Here is a 23625-nt window from a genome sequence, read left to right as displayed (position 1 = left end):
GAAGGAAGAGTACCCAGGCACCACCAACCCGTTCCCGTGGATGAGCGAGATCATGGACTTGAAGAAAGAGAAAAACTTCTTCGAGACCCGTGTGATCGAGTATCAGACTGGCGGCGCATTGAGCTGGGACTGAATCAACACGAACCAAAAAATGTGGGAGCGGGCTTGCCCGCTCCCACATTGGCTATTGGTGATCCATAGACTTTGCAAGTAAGCCTTTATGCCCAACCACACCATCAAAACCCCCTGCGTCGGGCTGTGTTCCACCGTCTACGGTGACCTGGTCTGTCGGGGCTGCAAGCGCTATCACCACGAGGTGATCCAGTGGAATGGCTATAACGCCGAGGAAAAACAGGCGGTGTGGCTGCGTCTGGAACAACTGTTGGTGCAGGTGATGGCCAGCAAGCTGGAAGTGTTCGACCCGCACTGCCTGCGACAGCAGCTGGAAGCGCGCAAGATCCGTTTTATGCCGCACCAGTCGCCGTATTGCTGGGCATACCAGTTGATTGCGCGGGGTGCGCGGGTAATTTCCAAGCTGGATGCCTATGGGTTGACGCTGTTACCGGAGTTTCGCGAACGCCACCTGGCGGATTTACGCGATGCGATAGATCGAGAGTTTTTTCTGCTGTCCGAGGCGCATTACGAGCGCTATATCGCCCCGGTTTTCTTGAAAGAGTCATTCGGACCGGCGCTGATTGCCACGCGCTGACCCACAGTTGTGTTTAAAATGCCGCCCGCCCGATGACTGACGCTTAACGATGACCCCAGACGCACTCGCTACCCTGCACGCCCACTTGCTCACTGCCCTGGCTGACGCACCTGCGGAAACTCGGCGCCTGTTCCATGGCCGTGGCCGTTGCTGGCCGGGCCTGGAACAACTGACGGTGGACTGGCTGCAAGGGGTGGTGCTGGTGGCGTTGTTCAAGGAAACCGAGCACCTGCAGGCCCTGAAGCAAACGCTACTGCACATCGACTGGGCAGCTCTCGGCGTGCACACCGTGGCCCTGCAACACCGCTACCTGCCGCAAAGCACCACCGAATGGCTGGTGGGCGACGCCATCGACGAGCTGACCATCACCGAGGGCGGCCTGCGCTACCTGATCGACCTGGGTAAAAAGCAGAACAGTGGGCTGTTCCTCGACATGCGTTACGGGCGCAACTGGGTGCGCGAACAGGCCCAAGGCCAGCGTGTGCTGAATTTGTTTGCCTATACCTGCGGTTTTTCCGTGGCCGCCATCGAAGGCGGCGCCGACCATGTGGTGAACCTGGACATGGCCCGTGGTGCCCTCAGCCGTGGCCGTGACAACCATCGCCTGAATGGGCACGACCTGAGCCGAGTGAGTTTCCTGGGTCACGACCTGTTCAAGTCCTGGGCCAAGGTGACGAACAACGGTCCTTATGACCTAGTGATCATCGACCCGCCCTCCTTCCAGAAAGGCAGTTTCCTGCTGACCAAGGATTACCAGCGCGTGCTGCGCCGCCTGCCGGACTTGCTCAGTGCCCACGGCACCGTACTGGCATGCATGAACGATCCGGCCTTCGGCGAAGATTTCCTGATCGACGGCGTGACCCGCGAAGCACCGGGCCTGCGGTTTGTACAGCGGCTGGAAAACCCACCGGAATTTCCTGACATTGACCCACAGAGTGGGCTAAAGGCACTGGTGTTCCGTCAGGGCTGATGCGAAACATCCTGCGCTTGCTACGCTAACGGATACGCCGGGCGGTGAACCTTATCCTCCCCTTCCCGGTCGATACCTGCATTCCCTGGCCAGACTCGACGGCGCTACGTCGTCGGCTGCCCCGTTTGACCTTTTGGAGAACCGCCCGTGATATCGACCCTGCATGTAGCCAGACTCAAAGCCTGGGGCGCCCACGGCTTTACCGCCACCGGTGTGGTACTGGCCTTTTTGGCCACCCTGGCGCTGCTGGAAAACTCCCCCAAGGCGTGCCTGCTGTGGCTGGGCCTGGCACTGGTGGTGGATGGCGTCGACGGCTCGCTGGCGCGACGGGTGAATGTCAGCACGGTGCTGCCCAGCTTTGACGGCTCGGTGCTGGACCTGGTGATCGACTACCTCACCTACGTGTTCATTCCTGCACTGTTTATCTACCGCTACATCGACCTGCCTGATTTCACCCACCTGTTTGCAGTGTCGGTGATTCTGGTGTCGTCGCTGTTCTGCTTTTGCAACGTGAACATGAAGAGCAAGGACAACTACTTCGTCGGCTTCCCTGCCGCCTGGAACGTCGTTGCCCTGTGCGTCTATATCATCCAGCCGGATGCCTGGGTCACCTTGCTGACCGTGATCGGCCTGGCGCTATTGACCGTGACGCCGATGAAGTTCCTGCACCCGTTCCGGGTCAAGCGTTTCATGCCGATCAACATCGCGGTGACCACTATCTGGCTGCTGTGCAGCTTTCTGATGGTGGTGGATTACCCGAATACCAACCCTTGGACATTTGGCTTGTGGTCGCTGATGTCGGCGTACTTCCTGGGTATCTGCATCTGGCGCACGGCACTGGAGTGGCTGGGAACCCACAAATAGCCAAGCAGGGGCTTGCCCGAATGCCTGTAGGAGCGTTAGCCCCCTCCCACACTTGGTTCTGCGTGCATTCGGCAGGTAAGATGGCGACCTTTCGCATAGCGCACCTCCAACAATAAGCCCTGCCCATGCCTTTCGAACTCAGCGTTGACCTCACCACCCTGGCTATCCTGGCCGTTGTCGCTTTTATCGCCGGTTTTATCGACGCCATCGCCGGCGGTGGCGGTTTGTTGACCACGCCCGCCCTGCTCACCGCCGGGATGCCGCCGCACCTGGTGCTGGGCACCAACAAGCTCAGCTCCACCTTCGGCTCGGCCACCGCCAGCTTTACCTTCTACCGCCGCAAGTTGTTCCACCCACGCCAATGGGTGCACGCCATCGTCGGCACTTTGATCGGTGCGCTGACCGGCGCGGTCGTCGCCCATTACTTGCCTGCCGAAACCCTGAACAAGATGCTCCCGGTGATCGTCTTCGCCTGCGGTGTGTACCTGCTGTTCGGGGGCACGCCCAAGGCACCACTGGATGCCGAGGCCCCGATCAAAAAGAAATGGCAAGCCACCCAAGGCTTTGGCCTGGGCTTTTACGATGGCGTGGCCGGGCCCGGCACGGGCGCGTTCTGGACGGTCAGCACGATGCTGCTGCACCCCATCGACCTGGTGAAGGCTAGCGGCGTGGCGCGCAGCATGAACTTCGTCAGCAACGCGGCGGCGCTGACGGTGTTCATCATCAATGGGTCGGTGGACTGGATCGTCGGCCTGGCGATGGGTGTGTCGGTGATGTGTGGCGCGTTCTTTGGCGCACGCAGCGCGATCAGCGGCGGCGCCAAATTCATTCGCCCGGTGTTCATCACCGTGGTGCTGGGCCTGACCGTGCGCCTAGCCTGGCAGCACTGGTTCAGCGTGGCCTAAACGGCGGGCCACGTAGAGGTCGATCAGGTAACGCGCAATCGAGCGTGACGCCGGCAACGGCGGCAGCTCGTGGATATTGAACCACTGCGCGTCCTCGATCTCGTCGGCCTGGGGTACGATATCGCCACCGGCGTATTCGGCGTGAAAGCCCAGCATCATCGAGTGAGGGAACGGCCAGCATTGGCTGCCCATGTACTGGATGTTCTTGACCTCCACCTGCACCTCTTCGCGCACTTCACGGATCAGGCAGTCTTCGGCGGACTCACCCGGCTCGGCAAAACCGGCCAGGGTGCTGTAGACCCCCGTGACGAAACGCGGCGAGCGCGCCAGCAGGATGTCATCGCCACGGGTCACCAGCACGATCATGCTTGGCGAGATGCGTGGGTAGCTGCGCAGGTCGCAGGCCTGGCAATACATCGCCCGCTCCCGCGGTACCTGTACCATCGCCTGGCCGCAACTGCCACAAAAACGGTGCTCCCGCGCCCAGGTGCCGATCTGCGCGGCGTAGCCCAGCACCTTGTACAGGGTGTGATCACCTTGCAGCATAAAGCCGCGCAAGCCTTGCCAACTGCACCCTGGCACCTCTGCCGGCGCGTTGAGTTCCAACAGGTACACCGGCTCGCCATCGAGATGGCCGATACCGTGTTCGGCAAACACCGACAGGTCCTGACGCTTGAGCCATTCGCGCGGGAACAGCGGGCCGTTGGTATCGTGTAAAAAGCCTTCGCGGCTGCGGGCAACGGCCCAGCCGCCGGGGGCGTCGTTGTCCAGCAGCGTTGTGGTAATCCAGCCTGGGGTCATGTCAGTCAATCCACGAATTCGGGTTTCTGCTTACTCATATGGGCCGCGATGGCCACGCGCAGGTCGTTGGATTGCAACATAGCCGAGTTCCAGGTGGCAACGTATTCCAGGCCGTCATTGACTGTGTGGTCGCGCATGTAGCTGATCATGGCCTTGGTGCCGGTCACGGCAATCGGCGACTTGGCGGCGATTTGCCGGGCGAGGTCCATGACACCCGCCAGCAGGCTTTGCTGATCGGCAAACACGCGATTGACCAGGCCGATGCTGCGCGCTTCTTCAGCGCCGAACTGACGACCGGTGTAGGCCAGTTCACGCAGCATGCCGTCGCCGATAATGCGCGGCAGGCGTTGCAAGGTGCCGACGTCGGCGGCCATGCCGATGTCGATTTCCTTGATCGAGAATTGCGCGTCTTCGGCCGCGTAGCGCATGTCGCACGCGCTGATCAGGTCGATGGCACCGCCGATGCAGTAGCCTTGGATCGCCGCCAGCACGGGCTTGCGGCAAGCGTCCACGGCGTTGAACGAGGCTTGCAGTTCGAGAATCTTGCGGCGCAGCAGGCGCGCATTGCGCCCCACGTCCTTGCCAAAGTCATTGGCGATCGAGGCCAGCATCATCAGGTCGATGCCCGAGGAAAAGTGCTTGCCCGCGCCGCTGAGCACCACGGCACGCACGGCGTCGGTCTCGTCGACCCATTGGAAGATGTCGATGATTTCGGTCCAGAACGCCGCGTTCATGGCGTTGATCTTTTCCGGGCGATTGATCTGCACATGGGCAACGTTGCCGCTGAGTTCGACAACGAAGGCTTGGTATTCGGACATGGCAGTGATCCCTGACTGGCGATTGAGAAAGGCCAGACTATATCAAGGGTGCGCCACGGCGCATCGGCCAAAAACGGGACTGACCACGGTGAGGGAAAAGACGCTGGATAAAACCCGATGCACAGGCCATCCTTTGCGCTTTAAGCCGCGCTGTGCGCGGCGCTCGACGTTTTAAGGAAATGCCATGCACGCCCAACCCCTCGCTCCCGCCGATTTCGAATTCATTGACGCCACCTTGCTCAAATACGGCGAAGACCACTCGGTGCTGAACATGGCCGAACTCGACGGTTATTTCGCCGCCCTGGTTTCCAGCCCGGCCAAGGTGGATGTGGCCGAGTGGTTCCCGGCGATCTGGGGCGGGCAAAACCCTGAATGGGACAACATGGACGAGGCCCAGGCTTTTCTCGAGCTGTGTGTACGCCAAATGAATACCCTGGCCGCGCAATCGGCCACTGACTCCCAGGCATTCAAAGCCCGTTTCGATGAAACCGAACATCAAGGCCAGGCGGTGACCCTTGCCGAGGAATGGTGCTTTGGTTATGTGCGCGGTGTGGCGATCGCCAACTGGCCGCCATTGCCCGCTGCACAAGCCGGGCAACTGGAGCGGATTTCCTGGTGCGCCGAACAGGACAATTTCGAACTGCCGGCGGATCTGGATATAAACGCCCATCAACTGCAGGTCAGCGAAATCGAACCGGCTGCGCGGGCGCTGCATGACTACTGGCTGAGCCAGCGTTAAGGCAGGCAAGCCCTGATGCCAGTTGTAGGAGCGAGCTTGCTCGCGAAAAACTTACAGGCGCCGCGTTCATTCAGAAAGCACGCTTTATCGTTGACGTTTTTCGCGAGCAAGCTCGCTCCTACATTTGGGCCGGAGCGCATTCCAATAAATCACGCAGATCACCCGCTCACTCGACAAGCATGGCGTGTTTGCCTGATGATTCGGGTCCGCACGTCGGCCACTCCACGCCACCTCGCCTTGACCAGGAGCCTTGTACCTTGAGTTCGCAGAAAACCGTGACCGTTACACCGCCCAACTTCCCCCTCACTGGCAAGGTCGCGCCCCCCGGCTCCAAATCCATTACCAACCGTGCGCTGTTGCTGGCGGCACTGGCCAAGGGCACCAGCCGTTTGAGCGGTGCGCTCAAAAGCGATGACACGCGCCACATGTCGGTAGCCCTGCGGCAGATGGGCGTCACCATCGACGAGCCGGACGACACCACCTTTGTCGTCACCAGCCAAGGCTCGCTGCAATTGCCGGCCCAGCCGTTGTTCCTCGGTAACGCTGGCACCGCCATGCGTTTTCTCACGGCTGCCGTCGCCACCGTGCAAGGCACCGTGGTGCTGGACGGTGACGAGTACATGCAAAAACGCCCGATCGGCCCGCTGCTGGCCACCCTGGGCCAGAACGGCATCCAGGTCGACAGCCCCACCGGTTGCCCACCGGTAACCGTGCACGGCGTGGGTAAGGTCCAGGCCAGGCGTTTTGAGATTGACGGTGGTTTGTCCAGCCAGTACGTATCGGCCCTGCTGATGCTGGCGGCGTGCGGCGAAGCGCCGATTGAAGTGGCGCTGACCGGCAAGGACATCGGCGCCCGTGGCTACGTGGACCTGACCCTCGATTGCATGCGTGCGTTCGGGGCTCAGGTAGACACCGTGGACGACACCACCTGGCGCGTGGCCCCCACCGGCTATACCGCCCATGATTACCTGATCGAACCCGACGCTTCCGCCGCCACTTACCTGTGGGCCGCAGAAGTACTGACCGGTGGCCGTATCGATATTGGTGTGGCCCCACAGGACTTCACCCAGCCGGACGCCAAGGCCCAGGCCGTGATCGCGCAATTCCCGAACATGCAGGCCAAGGTGGTGGGCTCACAAATGCAGGATGCGATCCCGACCCTGGCGGTGCTCGCCGCGTTCAACAACACCCCGGTGCGCTTCACTGAACTGGCGAACCTGCGCGTCAAGGAATGTGACCGCGTGCAGGCGCTGCACGATGGCCTCAACGAAATTCGCCCGGGCCTGGCGACCATCGAGGGTGATGACCTGCTGGTCGCCAGCGACCCCGCCCTGGCTGGCTCTGCCTGCACCGCACTGATCGACACCCACGCCGACCATCGCATCGCCATGTGCTTTGCCCTGGCCGGGCTGAAAGTCGCGGGCATTCGCATTCAAGACCCGGACTGTGTGGCCAAGACCTACCCTGACTACTGGAAAGCCCTGGCCAGCCTGGGCGTCCACTTAAACTACTGACACAGCCACCTGTAGGAGCGAGCTTGCTCGCTCCTACAATTGAACCTCGCCGGGAGCGTCAATGACCCTTCGCCAACCCTGCCCACCCGGCGCCTGTGTCTGCAACCGTGAACAACTGCTGGAAGCGCCCGGCGCTGATCTGCGCATTCTGCAACTGACGCGACAGCAGGAAAAAATCCTGCTGGAGCGCCTGGAAAACCTCAAGAGCCTGCAAGACCTCGAACACTTGCAACAGCGAATGTACGACCAGTTGGGCATCCGCGTACACATCGCGCCCGGGCATGCCGAGGTCAAGAGCATGCGCGGGATCCAGATCGTCATCGACGAACTGCCCGGCATATGCCGCAAGACCCGCCAGTCGATCCCCGCCTCCATTCGCCGTGGCCTGGAGAAAAACCCAGAGATTGCCTACCGCTTGCTCGACGCCCACGACCTGTTTCGCGACGCTTGAATTATCCCGCGACGGCCTCACGCTCAAACAACCCCTGCCCCACAGCCTTGGCCTTGTGCAAATGCACCTGGGCCGTGCCACTTTCCGAGTCCAGCAGCAACTGCGAGGTGAGTACCCGCGCCCCGCAATAATCAAAGATGCCGTAGTCGATCTGGGTGTTCATGGCCTTGGCATAACCGTGTCGCTCAAAGGCACTGTCATCAGCCCCACCCAGGGCCAGCAGATGCACCTGCACATGCCTTAGTTTTTTCTGCACCGGTGTATCGGGGCCGTAATCAATCGCCCAGCCATTGACGAATACGCGGTCGACCCAGCCCTTGAGCAACGCCGGCATCGACCACCAGTAAATAGGGAACGCCAGCACCAGCGCGTCGGCGCGGTCTATGCGGGCCTGTTCGGCCAACACGTCGGCTGGCGGCGTCGCCCGAGTACGGTGCACCCGATGGTCGGCGGCGGTGTAGCGTGGGTCGAACCCTTCAGCGGCAAGGTCGGCTATTTCAAAGGTGTGGCCAGAGGCGCTCAAGCCTGCACCCACCTCGGCGGCCACGCTGTGGGTAAGGGATTGTGGGTCGTGATGGGCAACAACGATCAGTGCGTGCATGACTTTGACTCCGTTTCGGCTTAATCTACTTTTAGTAAGTTACGTCGAATAAGTTACTTTTGGTATATAAGCATGTCAAGCAGTGAATCACCTGCTCCACGTCGTCGTTTGTCCCGTGAAGATCGCCTGCGTCAGTTACTCGACGTGGCCTGGCAATTGGTGCGTGACGAGGGCACCGACGCCCTGACCCTGGGCCGCCTGGCCGAGTTGGCAGGTGTCACCAAACCGGTGGTGTACGACCACTTCGCTACGCGGGCGGGGTTGCTGGCCGCGCTGTATGCAGACTTCGACGCGCGCCAGGACCAGGTGTTTGCCAATGCCATCGCCATCAGCAACGCAACCCTTGAGGACCGCGCGTGGGTCATTGCATCGTCATATGTCGATTGTGTGTTGTTGCAAGGTCGGGAAATCCCCGGGGTGATTGCCGCCTTGAGCGGTTCGCCGGAGTTGGAAGCGTCCAAGCGTGAATACGAGGCGATCTTCCTCGATAAGTGCAGAGACGCGCTGTCGCCCTTCACCCACGGCGGCAGTATTTCCCAGGCAGGGTTGCGCGCCATGCTCGGCGCGGCGGAAGCCCTGTCCCATGCGGCGGCCAATGGCGAGATCAGCCGCGAGGAAGCTCAGCAGGAGCTGCTGGAGACTATCCTCGGGATGGTCATGCGCGTCAGGCCGTAGGCAGACGGCCCTGGACGAACAGTTGCGCCTTGCGCGTCAACTGGTCCAGGTGCCGATCGCGCTGTTTCTCTGCGTCGACCATGGCGCGCTTGCCGTGTTTTTGCAGCAGGTAGGTGTGGATCTGCCGCACTTCCAGCGAGCTGTAGATTGAGGCCACATCCAACACGCCCATCAGCCCCTCGGTGCCGTAGTTGCGGGTGTTCATCACGACCTGGGGGCCACGCGCACCGCGTACCTGGAAGCCCATGGCTTCGAACGCCGCAACCTTCTCTACCGCACAGGCCAGTTCGGCGTGGGGATAACGCGCCAACACCTCGTCCATCATGCTGCGTGCCACACCCTGGCGACGAAAGCCGGCCTGCACCGCCATAAACGCAATACCACACGCGTGCGGATCATCCTTCACCGGCAGATACAGGCAAAAACCCACCACCGTCTCGTCTTCCATCGCCACGACCAACTCCACCGCAACGCCCTTTTCGCCATTCAACGCCTCAAGGTACAGATGCACCTCAAACCCGATGGCGTACTGGTAGATGTTGTAGAGCAGGTTGCTCGGTGCCAGCGCCACGCTGCTGATGTCGGTGAGGTTGTCCACCACCATCTGCAGGATCTGGCTGTTGATCGGTTCGGGGCACGGCGTGGTATAGCGGGTAAGGCTGAACATGCAAATTCCTGGGGTTTCGCGTCAAGGCAGCGGCGATTGTACCTGTTGCGCGCCGCTCATGGCCCGCACACCTCGCGCAAACACGCGCGCAGCCAGCGATGGGCCAGGTCGGTGCCACGCGCCAGGACGATGGCCGTGTTGAAACCGGCGACCACGATGCTGAATTTGCCGGTGGATGCTTACCGGCGCGAAGCTTCGCCATGGCGGTAGGTTTGCTGATCGCCTGGAGACGTGGGCAGTCCCTGGCCAGCGCGAAGCAGACAAACGTTGACAAGCTAAAATCGTAACGACTATTGTCTGACAACCTGATCACCAAGGTTTTCCCATGCTTGAGCTCCAGCGCCCCGATTCGCTTGTCGTACGGGTTGTCAGCGCCATTCGCGCAGAAATCGAATCCGGCCAACTGGCCCCGGAGTCGCGCCTGCCGACCGAACAGCAACTGGCCGAACAACTCAACGTCAGCCGTTCCGTGGTGCGTGAAGCCATTGCCCAGCTCAAGGCCGACGGCGTGCTCACCGCCCGCCGGGGCCTGGGCTCGTTTATTTCGCAGACCCCTGCGGGCACGGTGTTTCGGTTTCCGCAGCCCAACGGTCGACGACCTGACCTGGCGCAGATGTTCGAAGTGCGCCTGTGGATCGAAACCCAGGCCGCTTCGATTGCCGCCCAGCGCCGCGACAGCGCCGACCTGCAGCGCATGAAGAGCGCGTTGCAGGCCATGCAGGACAACCGCAACGACTTTGAAGCCGCAGCGCTGGCCGATGTGGAATTCCACCGCGCCATTGCCGACGCCAGCAAGAATGACTACTTCGTGGCCTTCCATGACTTCCTCAGGAGCCAGTTGGCCAGTGCGCGTAAAACCGCGTGGGAGAACTCGGCGTCGCGCTTTGCCACCGGTTCGGCCGATGCGACCGAAGAACATCAACAGCTCTACCAGGCCATCGCCGACGGCGACGCCCAACGCGCCGCCGCCAGTGCCGAGGCGCACCTGCGTGCCGCGGCGCGACGCCTGCAACTGGAATTACCGACCACGAATTGATCTACCTTGTTTGCAGCGTGTCCGCGGACACGCCATTTTTTTAACAAAAACATTAGTCTGACAACCTGATAAGCAGACTGAAATGTACAGCCTAGGTACCCCTGCAATGATTCATGACTTTTGCATTATCGGCGGCGGCATCGTCGGCCTGGCCACTGCCATGGAGCTGCTCAAGCGCCAACCTGGCGCGTCGCTGGTGATCCTGGAAAAAGAGTCGGCGCTGGCCAAGCACCAGACCGGCCACAACAGCGGCGTGATCCATGCCGGCATCTACTACGCGCCCGGCAGCCTCAAGGCCGATTTGTGCAAGCGCGGCGCCGAAGCCACCAAGCAGTTCTGCCGCGAACACGGGATCAAATTCGAGGTGTGCGGCAAGCTGCTGGTGGCCTCAAGCCCGCTGGAAATGCAACGCATGGAAGCGCTGTACGCCCGTGCCCAGCTCAATGGCATGCAGGTCGAGCGCTTGAATGCCGAACAACTGCGCCAGCGTGAACCGAACATCGTCGGCCTCGGCGGCTTGTTTCTCGATGCCACCGGGATTGTCGATTACCGCCAGGTGTGCGAGACCATGGCCCAGGTGATTCGTCGCAACGGTGGGCAGATCTGCCTGGAGCGCACCGTCACCGCCATCCACGAAAACACCGACACGGTCACCGTCAACACCGAGGGCGAGACCTGGCAGGCCCGCCACCTGGTGGTGTGTGCCGGCTTGCAGTCAGACCGCCTGGCCCGCCTGGCCGGCATCCGCATCGACCATCAGATCATCCCGTTTCGGGGCGAATACTTCCGCCTGCCCGCCGCCAAGAACAACATCGTCAACCACCTGATCTACCCGATCCCCGACCCGGAGTTGCCCTTCCTCGGCGTGCACCTGACCCGCATGATCGACGGCAGCGTCACCGTCGGCCCGAATGCCGTGCTGGGCCTGGGCCGCGAGAACTACCGCAAGTTTTCGGTGAACTGGCGCGACGTAGCGCAGTACGCCAGCTTCCCGGGTTTCTGGAAAACCCTCTGGCAAAACCTCGGTTCCGGCACCACCGAGATGAAGAACTCGTTGTTCAAGTCCGGCTACCTGGAGCAGTGCCGCAAGTACTGCCCGTCCCTGACCCTCGATGACTTGCTGCCCTACGAGGCCGGTATCCGTGCCCAGGCGGTGATGCGCGACGGCAGCCTGGTGCACGACTTTCTGTTCGCCCAAACCTCACGGATGCTGCATGTGTGCAATGCGCCCTCACCGGCCGCCACCTCAGCCATGCCCATCGGCGCAATGATCGCCGACCGCCTGTTCCACCTCCAGTAAGACCGCACCGCCCGTTCACCCAACAATAACTACAAAGACCCAGAAGGAAGTCCAGCATGTCGGCATCCGCCTCCATCCCCGGTACCGAAACGCCCGAACAAACCCGCAAGCGCCTGCGCAAAGTAGCCGCCGCCACCATCTTCGGCTCGATGCTGGAGTGGTACGACTTTTACCTGTACGCCACCATGGCGGCGATTGTGTTTTCGAAGATCTTCTTCGATAACAGCGACCCGAAGACTGCCACGCTGATGGCCTTTTCGACCTTTGCCATCGGCTTTATCGCCCGCCCCTTCGGCGGCATCCTGTTTGGCTACCTGGGCGACAAGTTCGGGCGCAAGCAAGTGCTGGTGCTGACCTTCTGCCTGATGGGCGTGTGCACCACCTTGATCGGCTTGATCCCCAGCTACGCCTCCATCGGCATCTGGGCCCCGATCCTGCTGGTGTTTATCCGCATCATCCAGGGCCTGGGCGCGGGTGCCGAGTTGTCAGGCGCGGCGGTCACCTCCTACGAGCATGCCTCCCAAGGCAAGCGTGGCAGCCAGGGCGCCTGGCCGGCATTGGGACTGAACCTGGGCCTGTTGCTGTCCTCGCTGACCATCTACCTGCTGACCATCAACGGCAACGAGTTCCTGCTGGCCGGCGGCTGGCGTATTCCGTTTATCTGCAGCATCGTGCTGGTGGGCGTCGGCCTGTGGGTGCGTAACAGCATTCCGGAAACCCCGCAGTTCGAAGCGCTGAGCAAGGAAAAAGCCAAAGCCAAGCCATCGCCCCTCAAAGCCTTGTTCAAGAACGACCTCAAGGGCCTCGCCGTGGTGTTTTTTGTCGCGATTGGCTACAACGCCCTGAGCTACATCTTCAAGACCTTCTCCCTGGCGTACCTGACCCAATTCAAAGGCGTGGATGTGCATGTCACCTCGCTGTCGGTGACCATCGCCAGCCTGGTGGCCATCGTCGCCGTGCCCTGCTTCGGCTGGCTGTGTGACAAGTGGAGCAGCAAGGCTGTGTTGATGCTCGGCGGGCTGTGCTCGCTGTTGTTCGCCTACCCGTTCCTGGCGCTGCTCAACAGCGGTGAAAGCCTGATGATTTACCTCGCCATCGGTGTGGGCACCGGTATCCTCGCGCCGATGATGTTTGCGCCCCAGGGCTCGTTCCTGAGCCGGCAGTTCCCGACGCAAACGCGCTCTTCGGGTTTTGGCACCGGGCGGGAAATCGGCACCGCCATTGCCGGTGGCCTGGCACCGCTGGGTGCGCTGTCGATGGTGGCGGCGTCGGCCACCCACTCCACCGATGGCGTGGTGGTGATCCTCGCGATTTCTGCCTTGTTGGTGGTGGTGTTTGCCCTGTGCGATCAGGGCGCGAAACACTCGGCATTCAAGAACTGAGCAAAAAAGTTCGGACCAACGGGTGCATGGATGCACCTGGATCGCGCATCATGGGCACTTTCAAGCTCAAGGGTAACGTCCATGCGCGTTCTGTCATTGATGATGGGTCTTACGACGCTGGCCGCCACTACGGTGTTCTGCGCCAGCGCGATGGCGAATGAAGAAAGTCAGTTAGTCCAACAGATCAACCAATACCGCAGCCAGGTGCAACGCTGCGGTGACCAGGGTTCCCAGGAGCTGCCGCCGCTGACCAGCGACACACGGCTGGTGTTGCCGGCGTCCAATGTCGGCGATTTGCAGCAGTCGCTGGCGCGGGCTGCGTACCCCATGGTGAATGTGCAGGCTATCAGCCTGTCCGGGCCCAAGGATGCCGAGGCCGCGATGAAAGCGGTGCGCGAGAGCTTCTGCCGCGTAGTGCTCGATCCGCAATTTGTCGACATCGGCGTCAGCAACAGCGGCCAGGACTGGCGCATCGTGCTGGCTCGCCCGCTGGTTACCAGCGGCCTGGGCGATTGGCAGACCGAAGGCAGAAAACTGCTCGACCTGATCAACACCGCCCGTGCCGAGCCGCGCCAGTGTGGCACCCAGGCGTTCACCGCCACGGCGCCCTTATCGTGGAACGACACGCTGGCCGGCGCAGCCAACAGCCACACCCGCAACATGGCCAACGGCAATTTCTTCGACCACCTGGACCCCGACGGCCGTACGCCCGGCGACCGTGCAGAATTGGCCGGGTATATCGCGAAGAATATCGGTGAAAACATCGCCGCCGGCCTCGACACGCCGCGCAAGGTCGTCGACGGTTGGCTCGCCAGCCCCGGCCACTGCGCCAACCTGATGAACCCGCAGTTTCGCGAATTGGGCGCCGCCTACGCCATGGACCCCAAGAGTGACGCGGGCATCTACTGGACAGGCTTATTCGGCACGCAATAAAGGGTGGGCGCCGGCCCAACCCGGCCAATAATGACGGCGTGCAAATAGACAATGAAATCAAAGTGCTATCAGGGAGATAATTGCGCTGAACTGAATGCGGTCATACCGGTCTGTTGCTAGTCGGCCTGACTCTTCAAAGCTAAACAATACGTAGCAAGCAAGGTGTGAACCCAATGATGAATTGGCTGCAAGGCAGCAGCGAAATGGCAGAGCGGGTTCGTCAGCACGATTGGGCCAATACGCCCCTGGGGCCACTTGAACACTGGCCCGATGTGTTGAAGACAACCGTTGCGCTGTGCTTCGCGTCGAGTTTTCCCCAGGCCATCGTCTGGGGGCCTCAGTTGATTACCCTCTACAACGACGCGTTCACGCCGATCCTGGGTAACAAACCCGACGCTTTGGGCCGCCCGTTCAACGAGATCTGGCACGAGGTGTGGGACGATATCAGCCCTATCGCCGACGCCGCGTTCGATGGGCACGCCACCTATATCGAAAACTTCCCGCTGTTGATCCAACGCAACGAAGCGCCGGAACAAGCCTATTTCACCTTTTGCTACAGCCCGATTCGCAATGCCCAAGGCGTGGTGGTCGGTTTGCTCGACACGGTGACCGAAACAACCGCCACGGTATTCCTGGCCCGTCGCCTGGCAGTGCTGGACGCCATCGGCAACAGCGTGGCCAATGCCACCGACGCCGAAACCATCCTGACGTCGACGACCCGCCTGCTGGCCGAACATCTGCAGGTGTCCATCTGTGCCTACGCCGACATGGACGAGGATGAAGATGGCTTCACCATTCGCGGCGACTGGTCGGCGCATGGCTCGCCGAGCATCATCGGGCATTACAGCCTGGCGGCATTCGGTGAGTGCGCGGTCAACTGCCTGCGTGCCGGCGAGCCACTGGTGATACGCAATAATCTGATCGAGCTGCCGCCCCATGACGCCGCGAGCTTCCAGGCACTGGGGGTGACAGCCACTATTTGCATGCCGTTGATCAAAGACGGGCGGCTCACCGCGCTGATGGCCGTGCACGACAAACTGCCGCGCTTTTGGTCCTCCTATGACATGGCGCTGGTGGGCGAAGTCACCGAGCGTTCCTGGGCACATATCGAGCGCGTACGCGCCGATGCCGCCGTGCGCCAGGGCCTGGCCGCCTATACAGAACTCAATGCCAGCCTGGAACAACGTGTAAATGAGCGTACCCAAGCGCTGGCCGAAGCCGAAGCCGCACTGCGCCAGTCACAGAAGCTGGAGGCCATCGGCCAGCTGACCGGCGGCGTCGCCCATGACTTCAACAACCTGCTGACCATTATTCGCTCATCGGTGGACTTCTTGCGCCAGCCGGGCCTGTCCGAGGAGCGCCGGCAGCGCTATATGTGCGCGGTGTCCGACACCGTGGAGCGGGCCAGCAAACTCACCAGCCAACTGCTCGCCTTTGCCCGACGCCAACCGTTGAACCCGCAGGTGTTCGATGTCGGCCAGCGCGTACAGAATATCGGCGAGATGCTCGAGAGCGTTACCGGTGCACGCATTCATGTGCAGGTTAAACTGCCCGATCAGCCCTGCTATGCGCGCATCGACCCCAGCCAGTTCGAAACCGCACTGATCAACATCGCCCTCAACGCCCGCGATGCGATGGAAGGCCAGGGTACCCTGACCCTCAAGGTCGCCGGGCAGCAGGCGCTGCCACGTATTCGCGGGGATGCCGAATCCTGTATGCCCTACATCGCCATCTCCCTGGCTGACACCGGCACCGGGATTCCCAGCGACACCTTCGAACACATCTTCGAGCCGTTCTTCACCACCAAGGCCGTGGGCAAAGGCACCGGCCTGGGTCTGTCGCAGGTATTCGGCTTTGCCAAGCAGTCAGGCGGCAATATCGATGTGGCCAGCACCCTCGGCCAGGGCACGGTGTTTACCTTATATCTGCCACAAGTCGAAGGCGAAGCGGCGCCGGATCAAGACACGCCTGCAGATCTGCCAGGGCCGCAAGAGGCTGCTCATCAGCATGTGCTGATCGTCGAGGACAACTTAGAGGTGGGACGCTTCGCCAGCCAGATCCTCAAGGACCTGGGTTACCAGACCACCTGGGCGACCAATGCCGAACAGGCGCTGAACCTCGCCGGCAATGACGTTCAGGGGTATGACGCGATTTTCTCCGACGTGGTGATGCCCGGCATGACCGGCGTGGCCATGGCCCGGTTGCTGCGCCAGCGCCGCCCGGACCTGCCCGTGGTACTCGTCTCTGGCTACAGTGAGGAACTGGCAGACAGCGGCTATGAAGGCTTTGAGTTCCTCGCCAAGCCCTACTCCGCCGACCAGGTTGCCCGGGTGCTGGCAAAGGCGATGTGCAAGGATCAGTCGACGACCGCCACCTGATTGCGACCGGATGCCTTGGCCTGGTACAGGGCCTTGTCGGCGCTGTTCATCAAGCCGTTCAAGTCCAGATGCTGAGCGTGGGTGGATGCCACACCCAGGCTGGCGCTCACCCCCTGTACCGGGTCAGCGGGCAAGTCCCCAATTTTCTGGATCAACTGCTCGGCAATGCCGCGCGCGGTCTCCAATGAGGTATTGGGCAGCAACACGGCAAACTCCTCGCCTCCCAGGCGACCGTAGATATCGGTCTGGCGAAAGGACGCGCTGATCACCGCGCCAATCTGGCGCAACACCTGGTCGCCGGCCTGGTGGCCGTAGGTGTCATTGATGGCTTTGAAGTGGTCCATGTCCATCATCAATGCACACAGCGGCTGCTGCTCGCGAAGGCACTGGGCGTACAGCAACTGGGCCTGTTCGTAGAACGCCCGACGGTTCATCAGTCCGGTCAGCTCATCGGTCTGGGCGGCGCGGGTGGAAATATGATGAGCGCGCTCCATTTGCCTCGTCAGGCGAAAGGCTTTTTCCAGGGCATCGGAGAGTTTGCGCGTCGCACCGACCACAAACGAAGCAAACACCAGCACCGCCAGCGCCACGCCGACCTGCATCGGCGAAGGCTGAAACAGCATCCACAGCGTGCAGGGAAGCAACACCAACGCCATCGAGCCCAGCGTCATGTAGCGATAGGCTGAATAACAGGACACCGCGCTGACCGACATACCCACGGTAAACAGCATCACCAGCACCTGGGATAAGCGGTCATCGACCGGCATCACCGCCAGCGCCCCGCCGCCCCAGATACCCGCCGACAGCATCAGCGTGACCCAATAGCGGCGTTCCCAGCGAGCAGGGGTGCGCCCGGCGTCGGGGCAGCGAAACCATTGCACGAACAGATGCAGGCGCACCAATGACGAACCCGCCAGCAGCACCAGCCACGCCAGAATGACCTGGTGATCAAAACGATCCCAGCACAGCCAGCAGAGCATGACCGCGCCCAGGTAGCTGCCGAAGATCGCCGAGAATGATTGACGAAACAGCTGGTGCAAACGGTCGGTTCGCACCTGCTCTTCGATGAGGTGACCCTGATCTTGCCCAAGGTTATTCATGGGGTTGGCCTGTTTGACCGGCGACGGCAAAGGCGCCATTGTGGCACCTTGCCAGCAAGCCGAACAGCGGCATACGCCGCGCTAGAGCGTTTCAGGCTCCTGAGGTCGCAAAATCAGCACGCCCAGGGGCGGCAGGTTCAACGACAACGACACCGGTTGCCCATGGCGTGGCTCATCCTGGGTAAACACGGCTCCGCCATTCCCGTAATTGGAGCCGGCGTAGGTATCAGCATCACTGTTGATCACCTCACTCCACCGCCCGCCGAACGGCACACCGACTGCGTAGCCTTCACGGGGCACCGGGGTGAAGTTGGCAACCACCAACACCGGCTTGCCATCCTTGCTCCAACGCAGCCAGGCGTAGACGCTGTTGATCGCGTCATCACCGATCAGCCATTGGAAGCCCTGGGGGGCATCGTCCTGTTCATGCAACGCAGGCTCTTCGCGGTACAGGCGGTTCAAATCGCCTACCAGCTTCTGCACGCCACGGTGCTCGGGGTACTGCAGCAAATACCAATCCAGTTGCTGGTCGTGGTTCCACTCGCGCCATTGGCCAAATTCGCAGCCCATGAACAGCAGCTTCTTGCCGGGGTGCATCCACATGAAACTGAGGTAGGCGCGCAGGTTGGCAAATTTCTGCCAGCGGTCGCCGGGCATCTTGTCGATCAGCGAGTGCTTGCCGTGCACCACCTCATCATGGGAAATCGGCAGGATAAAGCGCTCGGACCACGCGTACACCAGCCCGAAACTCAGCTCGTTGTGATGATGGGCGCGGTACACCGGGTCTTGCTGGATGTAATGCAAGGAGTCGTGCATCCAGCCCATGTTCCATTTGTAGTTGAAGCCCAGGCCACCCTGTTGGGTCGGCTGGCTGACGCCGGGCCAGGCCGTGGACTCCTCGGCAATCACCAACGCGCCCGGCGCTTCAAGGGCGACCACGTCGTTCAGGTGCCGCAAGAATTCGATGGCTTCCAGGTTCTCGCGACCGCCATGGCGGTTGGGCACCCATTCACCGGCCTTGCGCGAATAATCGCGATACAGCATGGAGGCCACTGCGTCCACGCGCAGGCCGTCCACGTGGAAATGCTTGAGCCAGTGCAAGGCCGACGCGAGCATGAAACCGTGGACCTCGGTGCGGCCCAGGTTGTAGATCAGCGTGTCCCAGTCCTGGTGAAAGCCTTCCAGCGGGTTGGCGTATTCATACAGCGCGGTACCATCAAATTGGGCTAGGCCGTGGGTATCGGTGGGGAAATGCGCTGGCACCCAATCAAGGATCACGCCGATATCGGCCTGATGGCAGGCATTGACGAACCAGGCAAAGTCTTCCGGCGAGCCAAAGCGCGCGCTGGGGGCAAACTGGGATAACGCCTGATAGCCCCACGAGCCACCAAAGGGGTGCTCCATGATCGGCATCAGTTCGATATGGGTGAAGCCCAATTGCTGAACGTAAGGAATCAGCCGTTCGGCCAGTTCGCGCCAGCCATATTGCCGGGCCACTTCACCGGCCTCGTCCAGCTCACACTGCCAGGACCCCACATGCAGCTCGTAGATCGACAACGGCGCGGTGGTTTTCTGCCTGTCTCCCCGCGATTGCATCCACTCATGGTCCTGCCAATCCACTTGCAAAGGTGCGGCGACCTTCGAGGCGGTGTCCGGCGGCAGTTGGGTGGCGAGCGCCACAGGGTCGGCCTTGAGCGGCAGAATGCCGTGGGCACCGAGAATTTCATACTTGTAGGCCGCGCCCGGTTGCAGGCGCGGGATAAAGATTTCCCACACCCCCGATGGATGACGCAGGCGCATCGGGTGGCGGCGCCCGTCCCAGATATTGAAGTCGCCCACCACCGAAACCCGCCGTGCGTTCGGCGCCCACACGGCAAAGCGCACGCCTTGCACGCCGTCGACGCTGACCACCTGAGCCCCCAGGCAGTTGCCCAGGTCACGGTGATTGCCTTCGGCAAACAGGTACAGGTCCATTTCCCCCAGCAGCAATTGGCTGAAGCTGTAGGGGTCTTCGGTGATCTGCTCACCGCCGGCCCACTGGATTTTCAGCAGGTAGGGCTGGCGAGTGCTGAAGTGCCCAATAAACAGGCCCGGCACCTGGGTGGCGTCGAGGCTGCCAAACGGCTCGCCCGTGTCACGCGCCAGCACCTGCACACTCAGGGCCTCCGGCAGGAACGCGCGGATAAACTGGCCGCCCTGCTCGTCATCATGGGGCCCCAGGATCGAAAAGGGGTCGGGGTGCTCGGCGCGCACCAGTGCATCGACGTCCTTGGACGCCGGCAGTGCAGTCAACTTGGGCTGCAGCGGTTCTCTCTGTGTAAAACTCATGACGTCTCCCCACCGCGTACAGGTTTAGATATAGGTGTCAGCCCGCTCAGCAAGCCGTGCAGCCCCTGCAGGGGCACCGGCAGCCAGGTCGGGCGGTTTTCTGCTTCGTAGGCCACTTCGTACGCGGCCTTTTCCAGGCTGAACAAGGTCAGCGCTGCGTCTTGGCCGTTGGCATCCTGCCAGTCATGCGCCAGTGTAGACGCAGCGGCCTGGTAAGCCTGGGTAAATGCCTGGCGAGCTTCATTCAGGTAGCGGTCGGTCACGCGTTTGCGCGCCGTGTTCGCTTCTGGCGTGTGATCCACCCCTTGCACATTCAGCGCCATGGCCGCCGCATAGTCGAAGGAACGCAGCACACCGCTTACATCTTTATAAGGGCTGTGCTTGCCACGCCGCTCATGCAGCGGCCGCGCCGGCTCGCCTTCGAAGTCGATCAAGTAGGCATCGCCCTTGACCACCAATACCTGGCCCAGGTGCAAGTCACCGTGAACGCGAATGCGCAACCCGCCCGCCGTGGCTCTGGCCAAGGCCTGGACATGCGCCGCGATAGCTTTTTTCTGCGCCAGTAGTTCACTGACCAACGCCTGGTCGGCGGGGTTCAACTGGCTTTGGTGAAGCTTGAGCAACTGCAGGGCACGGTCGATCTGAGCGCCCACATCCTTGGCCCAGGCTTGGGTGTCCTTGGCCGTGGTGACCTCCGGCTTGAAGGCCTTGTCTGCGGTCGGCGCCCCCAGCACCAGGTGCATTTCACCCAGACGCTGACCGAGCAAGCCGGCAAAATCTGCCAGTTCGCCGAGGGCGTTGTAGTGCTGTTCCTGTTCAGAGACCGCTTGGGCAAGCTCGTCACGGATCGCCCGTTCCAGGTTGTTCTGGGTCCAGCTCCAGGCATCGCCCTGATTGCTCAAGTAACCCTGGGCAATCATCAGCAGGTTGTCCTGCCCCTGCCCGTCTCGGCGGCTCATAAAGCCCAGCAGCGGCGAAATGTTCGGGTAGCCAGCGCCGGTCAGGTAAGCACTCATTTCCAGCTCCGGGTGCACACCGGCGCTGACTTTGCGAATCAGCTTGAGCACCAGGCTTTCACCGACCACCACCGAGCTGTTGGACTGCTCGGCGGACAAATAACGCACCGGCGATTCACGGGTCAGTTGCAGTGCGGCCAAGTGTTGAGTGGCCTCGAAACGCAGATCGCCGTCAGGGGTATTGAGCACGGTGCCGGCTTGCATGGCCTGGATCACCTCAAGGATAAAATGCTCAAGGCTGAAGGCATCGGTCACCAAACCTACCTGGCGGGTGCGTCGCACTCGGGCCAAAGCCAATTGCTGGGGCAAGGCGCTGGTGAACTGGTCTTCGCCAAGGAAGCCCAAGGGCAGTTGGTAGCGGCTGACTTGGCCAGCACTGGTCACTTCGATCTCACTGAGCAACACCGGATGCTGCGGGTCGCCAAAACGCACGCCATAGGCGATGTGCACCGTGTCGATTGCCGTGTCTTTGCCGGCAAACCAGCGCCGCTTGGGCAGCCAGGCGGGCAGTGAAGTGTGCTCCAGGCTGGTGCGGCAAGGTTCTTCCAGTAGCTCTTCCATGCGTTTTTTCAGTACCAAAGTGGTGAAGTCGGGCATGCTTTGCGCCGGTTCCACATGCCAGCTGGGCATCTGGTTTTCCGCTGCCAGCACGAACCAATAGAAACCATAGGGCGCCAGGGTCAGCAGGAAATTCAGCTGGCCGATCGGCGGGAAGGCATTACCGCCAAGCATCTCCACCGGCACCATGCCGGCAAAGGCCGACAGGTCCAGCTCCGCCGCCTGGGCGCTGCGCGACACGTTGGCCACGCACAGGATGATCTCGGTGTGGCCGTCTTCGCCGGTATATTCACGGGTGTAAGCCAGAATGCGCCTGTTCGTCGGTGAGAGCATTTTCAGGCTGCCACGGCCAAAGGCCTTGGACTGCTTGCGCACTGCGAGCATGCGCCGAGTCCAGTTGAGCAATGAGTGCGGGTCCTGAGCCTGGGTCTCGACGTTGACCGACTGGTAGCCGTATAGCGGGTCCATGATCGGCGGCAACACCAGGCTGGCCGGGTCGGCACGGGAAAAGCCGCCATTGCGGTCGATAGACCATTGCATCGGCGTGCGCACGCCGTCACGGTCGCCCAGGTAGATGTTGTCACCCATGCCGATTTCATCGCCGTAGTACAAGGTCGGCGTGCCCGGCATCGACAGCAACAGGCTGTTAAGCAGTTCCACCCGCCGACGATCGCGCTCCACCAGCGGCGCCAGGCGTCGCCGAATGCCCAGGTTGATACGGGCGCGGCGGTCTGCGGCGTAGTAGTTCCACAGGTAGTCGCGCTCTTTGTCGGTGACCATTTCCAGGGTCAGCTCATCATGGTTGCGCAGGAAAATTGCCCACTGGCAGTTGGCGGGAATCTCTGGGGTCTGGCGCAGAATGTCGGTAATGGGGAAGCGATCTTCCTGGGCCAACGCCATGTACATGCGCGGCATCAGCGGGAAGTGGAACGCCATATGGCATTCATCGCCGTCATCACCTTTTCTGTCCCCAAAGTACAGCTGCGTGTCTTCCGGCCATTGGTTGGCTTCGGCCAGCAGCATGCGGTCGGGGTAATGGGCATCGATCTCGGCGCGGATCTGCTTGAGGACGTCGTGGGTTTCGGCCAGGTTTTCGTTGTTGGTGCCGTCGCGTTCGATCAGGTACGGAATGGCGTCCAGGCGCAGGCCATCAATGCCCAGGTCCAGCCAATAGCGCATCACCGACAGCACCGCTTTCATGACCTGCGGGTTATCGAAGTTGAGGTCGGGCTGGTGCGAGTAAAAGCGGTGCCAGAAGTACTGGCCGGCCACCGGGTCCCAGGTCCAGTTGGACTTTTCGGTATCGAGGAAAATAATGCGCGTGCCGTCGTATTTCTGGTCATCGTCCGACCACACGTAGAAGTCCCGTGCGGCCGAGCCTGGCTTGGCCTTGCGCGCACGCTGGAACCAGGGGTGCTGGTCGGAGGTGTGGTTGATCACCAGTTCAGTGATCACGCGCAGCCCGCGTTGGTGGGCTTGGGCAATAAAGCGCTTGGCGTCGGCCATCGTCCCGTAATCGCTGTGCACGCCGCGGTATTCGGCAATGTCGTAGCCGTCATCACGGCGGGGCGAAGGGGAGAACGGCAGCAGCCAGATGGGGTTCACGCCGAGGTCGGCAATGTAGTCGAGTTTGGCGATCAGCCCGGCAAAGTCACCAATACCGTCGTTGTTGGAGTCGAAATAGGATTTGACGTGAACCTGGTAGATCACCGCGTCTTTGTACCAGAGCGGGTCTTTGATAAAGGTGGCTGCCTTGGGTTTCTTGGCCATTGCAAACTCCTGAAAAACTCAACATTTTGCTAACTGAACTCGGTAAATGTGGGAGCGGGCTTGCTCGCGAAAGCGTTGTGTCAGCCAATGAATCTATCCACCAGTCCACC

Annotated in this window: 20 protein-coding genes and 1 pseudogene; 14 read left to right on the top strand and 7 right to left on the bottom strand. The window is 61.4% G+C overall.

Going from position 1 to position 23625, the window contains the following annotated elements; translation table 11 throughout:
- The 5 genes and pseudogenes from CER19_RS25715 to CER19_RS25695 form a co-directional block, all read left to right on the top strand.
- Positions 1–133 (top strand): annotated as a pseudogene (locus CER19_RS25715) (ribonucleotide-diphosphate reductase subunit beta); the annotation flags it as partial.
- An 87-nt stretch (positions 134–220) separates the two neighbouring features.
- Complete coding sequence (locus tag CER19_RS25710) at positions 221–709, top strand: DUF1289 domain-containing protein (protein WP_014718664.1); 489 nt, start codon at positions 221–223, stop codon at positions 707–709.
- A 49-nt stretch (positions 710–758) separates the two neighbouring features.
- Positions 759–1679 (top strand): class I SAM-dependent methyltransferase, encoded by a 921-nt coding sequence (locus CER19_RS25705; protein WP_116668448.1) that lies wholly within the window; start codon positions 759–761, stop codon positions 1677–1679.
- Positions 1680–1826: 147 nt separating this feature from the next.
- Complete coding sequence (gene pcsA / locus CER19_RS25700) at positions 1827–2543, top strand: phosphatidylcholine synthase (protein ID WP_116668447.1); 717 nt, start codon at positions 1827–1829, stop codon at positions 2541–2543.
- Positions 2544–2668: 125 nt separating this feature from the next.
- The gene (locus tag CER19_RS25695) at positions 2669–3448 is read left to right on the top strand and encodes a TSUP family transporter (RefSeq protein ID WP_003191011.1); all 780 of its coding nucleotides are present in this window, start codon (positions 2669–2671) and stop codon (positions 3446–3448) included.
- Here the strand turns inward: CER19_RS25695 and nudC are convergent.
- A complete protein-coding gene (gene nudC, locus CER19_RS25690) occupies positions 3416–4249 on the bottom strand; it encodes an NAD(+) diphosphatase (protein WP_116668446.1) in 834 nt (277 codons plus the stop codon). The genes CER19_RS25695 and nudC overlap by 33 nt on opposite strands.
- Before the next feature lie 5 nt (positions 4250–4254).
- On the bottom strand, positions 4255–5067 hold the full coding sequence (locus tag CER19_RS25685; RefSeq protein WP_116668445.1) for a crotonase/enoyl-CoA hydratase family protein: 813 nt from the start codon (positions 5065–5067) through the stop codon (positions 4255–4257).
- A 184-nt stretch (positions 5068–5251) separates the two neighbouring features.
- On the opposite strand from CER19_RS25685, the gene CER19_RS25680 reads away from it, so the two are divergent.
- The 3 genes from CER19_RS25680 to CER19_RS25665 all read left to right on the top strand — a co-directional run bounded on the left by CER19_RS25680 (position 5252) and on the right by CER19_RS25665 (position 7771).
- Positions 5252–5806: a UPF0149 family protein gene (locus CER19_RS25680; RefSeq protein ID WP_116668444.1), complete on the top strand. Its 555-nt coding sequence runs from the start codon at positions 5252–5254 to the stop codon at positions 5804–5806.
- A gap of 257 nt (positions 5807–6063) precedes the next feature.
- Complete coding sequence (gene aroA, locus CER19_RS25670; protein ID WP_116668442.1) at positions 6064–7320, top strand: 3-phosphoshikimate 1-carboxyvinyltransferase; 1257 nt, start codon at positions 6064–6066, stop codon at positions 7318–7320.
- A 61-nt stretch (positions 7321–7381) separates the two neighbouring features.
- Entirely contained in the window at positions 7382–7771 is a 390-nt protein-coding gene (locus CER19_RS25665) for a hypothetical protein (protein ID WP_116668441.1), read from the top strand.
- Position 7772: 1 nt separating this feature from the next.
- Here the strand turns inward: CER19_RS25665 and CER19_RS25660 are convergent, their stop codons facing one another.
- Positions 7773–8372 (bottom strand): NAD(P)H-dependent oxidoreductase, encoded by a 600-nt coding sequence (locus tag CER19_RS25660; RefSeq protein WP_116668440.1) that lies wholly within the window; start codon positions 8370–8372, stop codon positions 7773–7775.
- 72 nt (positions 8373–8444) lie between these two features.
- On the opposite strand from CER19_RS25660, the gene CER19_RS25655 reads away from it, so the two are divergent.
- Positions 8445–9047, top strand: a complete 603-nt coding sequence (locus CER19_RS25655) for a TetR/AcrR family transcriptional regulator (RefSeq protein WP_116668439.1) — start codon at positions 8445–8447, stop codon at positions 9045–9047.
- Here the strand turns inward: CER19_RS25655 and CER19_RS25650 are convergent.
- Complete coding sequence (locus tag CER19_RS25650) at positions 9037–9714, bottom strand: GNAT family N-acetyltransferase (protein WP_116668438.1); 678 nt, start codon at positions 9712–9714, stop codon at positions 9037–9039. The genes CER19_RS25655 and CER19_RS25650 overlap by 11 nt on opposite strands.
- A 325-nt stretch (positions 9715–10039) precedes the next feature.
- Between CER19_RS25650 and CER19_RS25640 the strand changes: the two genes are divergently transcribed.
- From CER19_RS25640 to CER19_RS25620, 5 genes are all read left to right on the top strand, one after another.
- A complete protein-coding gene (locus tag CER19_RS25640; RefSeq protein WP_116668437.1) occupies positions 10040–10750 on the top strand; it encodes a FadR/GntR family transcriptional regulator in 711 nt (236 codons plus the stop codon).
- 106 nt (positions 10751–10856) lie between these two features.
- The gene (lhgO, locus tag CER19_RS25635; protein WP_116668436.1) at positions 10857–12050 is read left to right on the top strand and encodes an L-2-hydroxyglutarate oxidase; all 1194 of its coding nucleotides are present in this window, start codon (positions 10857–10859) and stop codon (positions 12048–12050) included.
- Between the two features lie 56 nt (positions 12051–12106).
- Positions 12107–13432: an MFS transporter gene (locus CER19_RS25630; protein WP_116668435.1), complete on the top strand. Its 1326-nt coding sequence runs from the start codon at positions 12107–12109 to the stop codon at positions 13430–13432.
- Between the two features lie 81 nt (positions 13433–13513).
- Positions 13514–14365 (top strand): CAP domain-containing protein, encoded by an 852-nt coding sequence (locus CER19_RS25625; protein WP_014718680.1) that lies wholly within the window; start codon positions 13514–13516, stop codon positions 14363–14365.
- A 173-nt stretch (positions 14366–14538) separates the two neighbouring features.
- Entirely contained in the window at positions 14539–16743 is a 2205-nt protein-coding gene (locus tag CER19_RS25620; protein WP_116668434.1) for a GAF domain-containing protein, read from the top strand.
- Here CER19_RS25620 and CER19_RS25615 read toward each other — a convergent pair.
- The 3 genes from CER19_RS25615 to treS are packed head-to-tail and all read right to left on the bottom strand — an operon-like array spanning position 16722 to position 23515.
- Entirely contained in the window at positions 16722–17882 is a 1161-nt protein-coding gene (locus CER19_RS25615; protein WP_116668433.1) for a diguanylate cyclase, read from the bottom strand. The two genes, CER19_RS25620 and CER19_RS25615, sit on opposite strands and share 22 nt — an antisense overlap.
- Before the next feature lie 42 nt (positions 17883–17924).
- Positions 17925–20171 (bottom strand): 1,4-alpha-glucan branching protein GlgB, encoded by a 2247-nt coding sequence (glgB, locus tag CER19_RS25610; RefSeq protein ID WP_116668432.1) that lies wholly within the window; start codon positions 20169–20171, stop codon positions 17925–17927.
- Entirely contained in the window at positions 20168–23515 is a 3348-nt protein-coding gene (gene treS / locus CER19_RS25605; protein ID WP_116668431.1) for a maltose alpha-D-glucosyltransferase, read from the bottom strand. The genes glgB and treS overlap by 4 nt, the downstream gene beginning before the upstream one ends.
- Positions 23516–23625: the final 110 nt, after the last annotated feature.

This window comes from Pseudomonas sp. GL93, assembly GCF_003408955.1.
GTDB classification, from domain to species: domain Bacteria; phylum Pseudomonadota; class Gammaproteobacteria; order Pseudomonadales; family Pseudomonadaceae; genus Aquipseudomonas; species Aquipseudomonas paracarnis.
Note: the sequence above shows the minus strand (reverse complement) of the source record. Positions and strands in the feature narration are given on the sequence as shown.

Coding starts and splice junctions, on each gene's coding strand:
- CER19_RS25620 (WP_116668434.1), top strand. CDS start 14,539: ATGATGAATTGGCTGCAAGGCAGCAGCGAAATGGCAGAGCGGGTTCGT.
- CER19_RS25615 (WP_116668433.1), bottom strand. CDS start 17,882: ATGGCGCCTTTGCCGTCGCCGGTCAAACAGGCCAACCCCATGAATAAC.
- CER19_RS25710 (WP_014718664.1), top strand. CDS start 221: ATGCCCAACCACACCATCAAAACCCCCTGCGTCGGGCTGTGTTCCACC.
- CER19_RS25685 (WP_116668445.1), bottom strand. CDS start 5,067: ATGTCCGAATACCAAGCCTTCGTTGTCGAACTCAGCGGCAACGTTGCC.
- CER19_RS25665 (WP_116668441.1), top strand. CDS start 7,382: ATGACCCTTCGCCAACCCTGCCCACCCGGCGCCTGTGTCTGCAACCGT.
- CER19_RS25640 (WP_116668437.1), top strand. CDS start 10,040: ATGCTTGAGCTCCAGCGCCCCGATTCGCTTGTCGTACGGGTTGTCAGC.
- CER19_RS25655 (WP_116668439.1), top strand. CDS start 8,445: ATGTCAAGCAGTGAATCACCTGCTCCACGTCGTCGTTTGTCCCGTGAA.
- CER19_RS25705 (WP_116668448.1), top strand. CDS start 759: ATGACCCCAGACGCACTCGCTACCCTGCACGCCCACTTGCTCACTGCC.
- CER19_RS25680 (WP_116668444.1), top strand. CDS start 5,252: ATGCACGCCCAACCCCTCGCTCCCGCCGATTTCGAATTCATTGACGCC.
- glgB (WP_116668432.1), bottom strand. CDS start 20,171: ATGAGTTTTACACAGAGAGAACCGCTGCAGCCCAAGTTGACTGCACTG.
- nudC (WP_116668446.1), bottom strand. CDS start 4,249: ATGACCCCAGGCTGGATTACCACAACGCTGCTGGACAACGACGCCCCC.
- CER19_RS25625 (WP_014718680.1), top strand. CDS start 13,514: ATGCGCGTTCTGTCATTGATGATGGGTCTTACGACGCTGGCCGCCACT.
- treS (WP_116668431.1), bottom strand. CDS start 23,515: ATGGCCAAGAAACCCAAGGCAGCCACCTTTATCAAAGACCCGCTCTGG.
- lhgO (WP_116668436.1), top strand. CDS start 10,857: ATGATTCATGACTTTTGCATTATCGGCGGCGGCATCGTCGGCCTGGCC.
- CER19_RS25695 (WP_003191011.1), top strand. CDS start 2,669: ATGCCTTTCGAACTCAGCGTTGACCTCACCACCCTGGCTATCCTGGCC.
- CER19_RS25630 (WP_116668435.1), top strand. CDS start 12,107: ATGTCGGCATCCGCCTCCATCCCCGGTACCGAAACGCCCGAACAAACC.
- CER19_RS25660 (WP_116668440.1), bottom strand. CDS start 8,372: ATGCACGCACTGATCGTTGTTGCCCATCACGACCCACAATCCCTTACC.
- CER19_RS25650 (WP_116668438.1), bottom strand. CDS start 9,714: ATGTTCAGCCTTACCCGCTATACCACGCCGTGCCCCGAACCGATCAAC.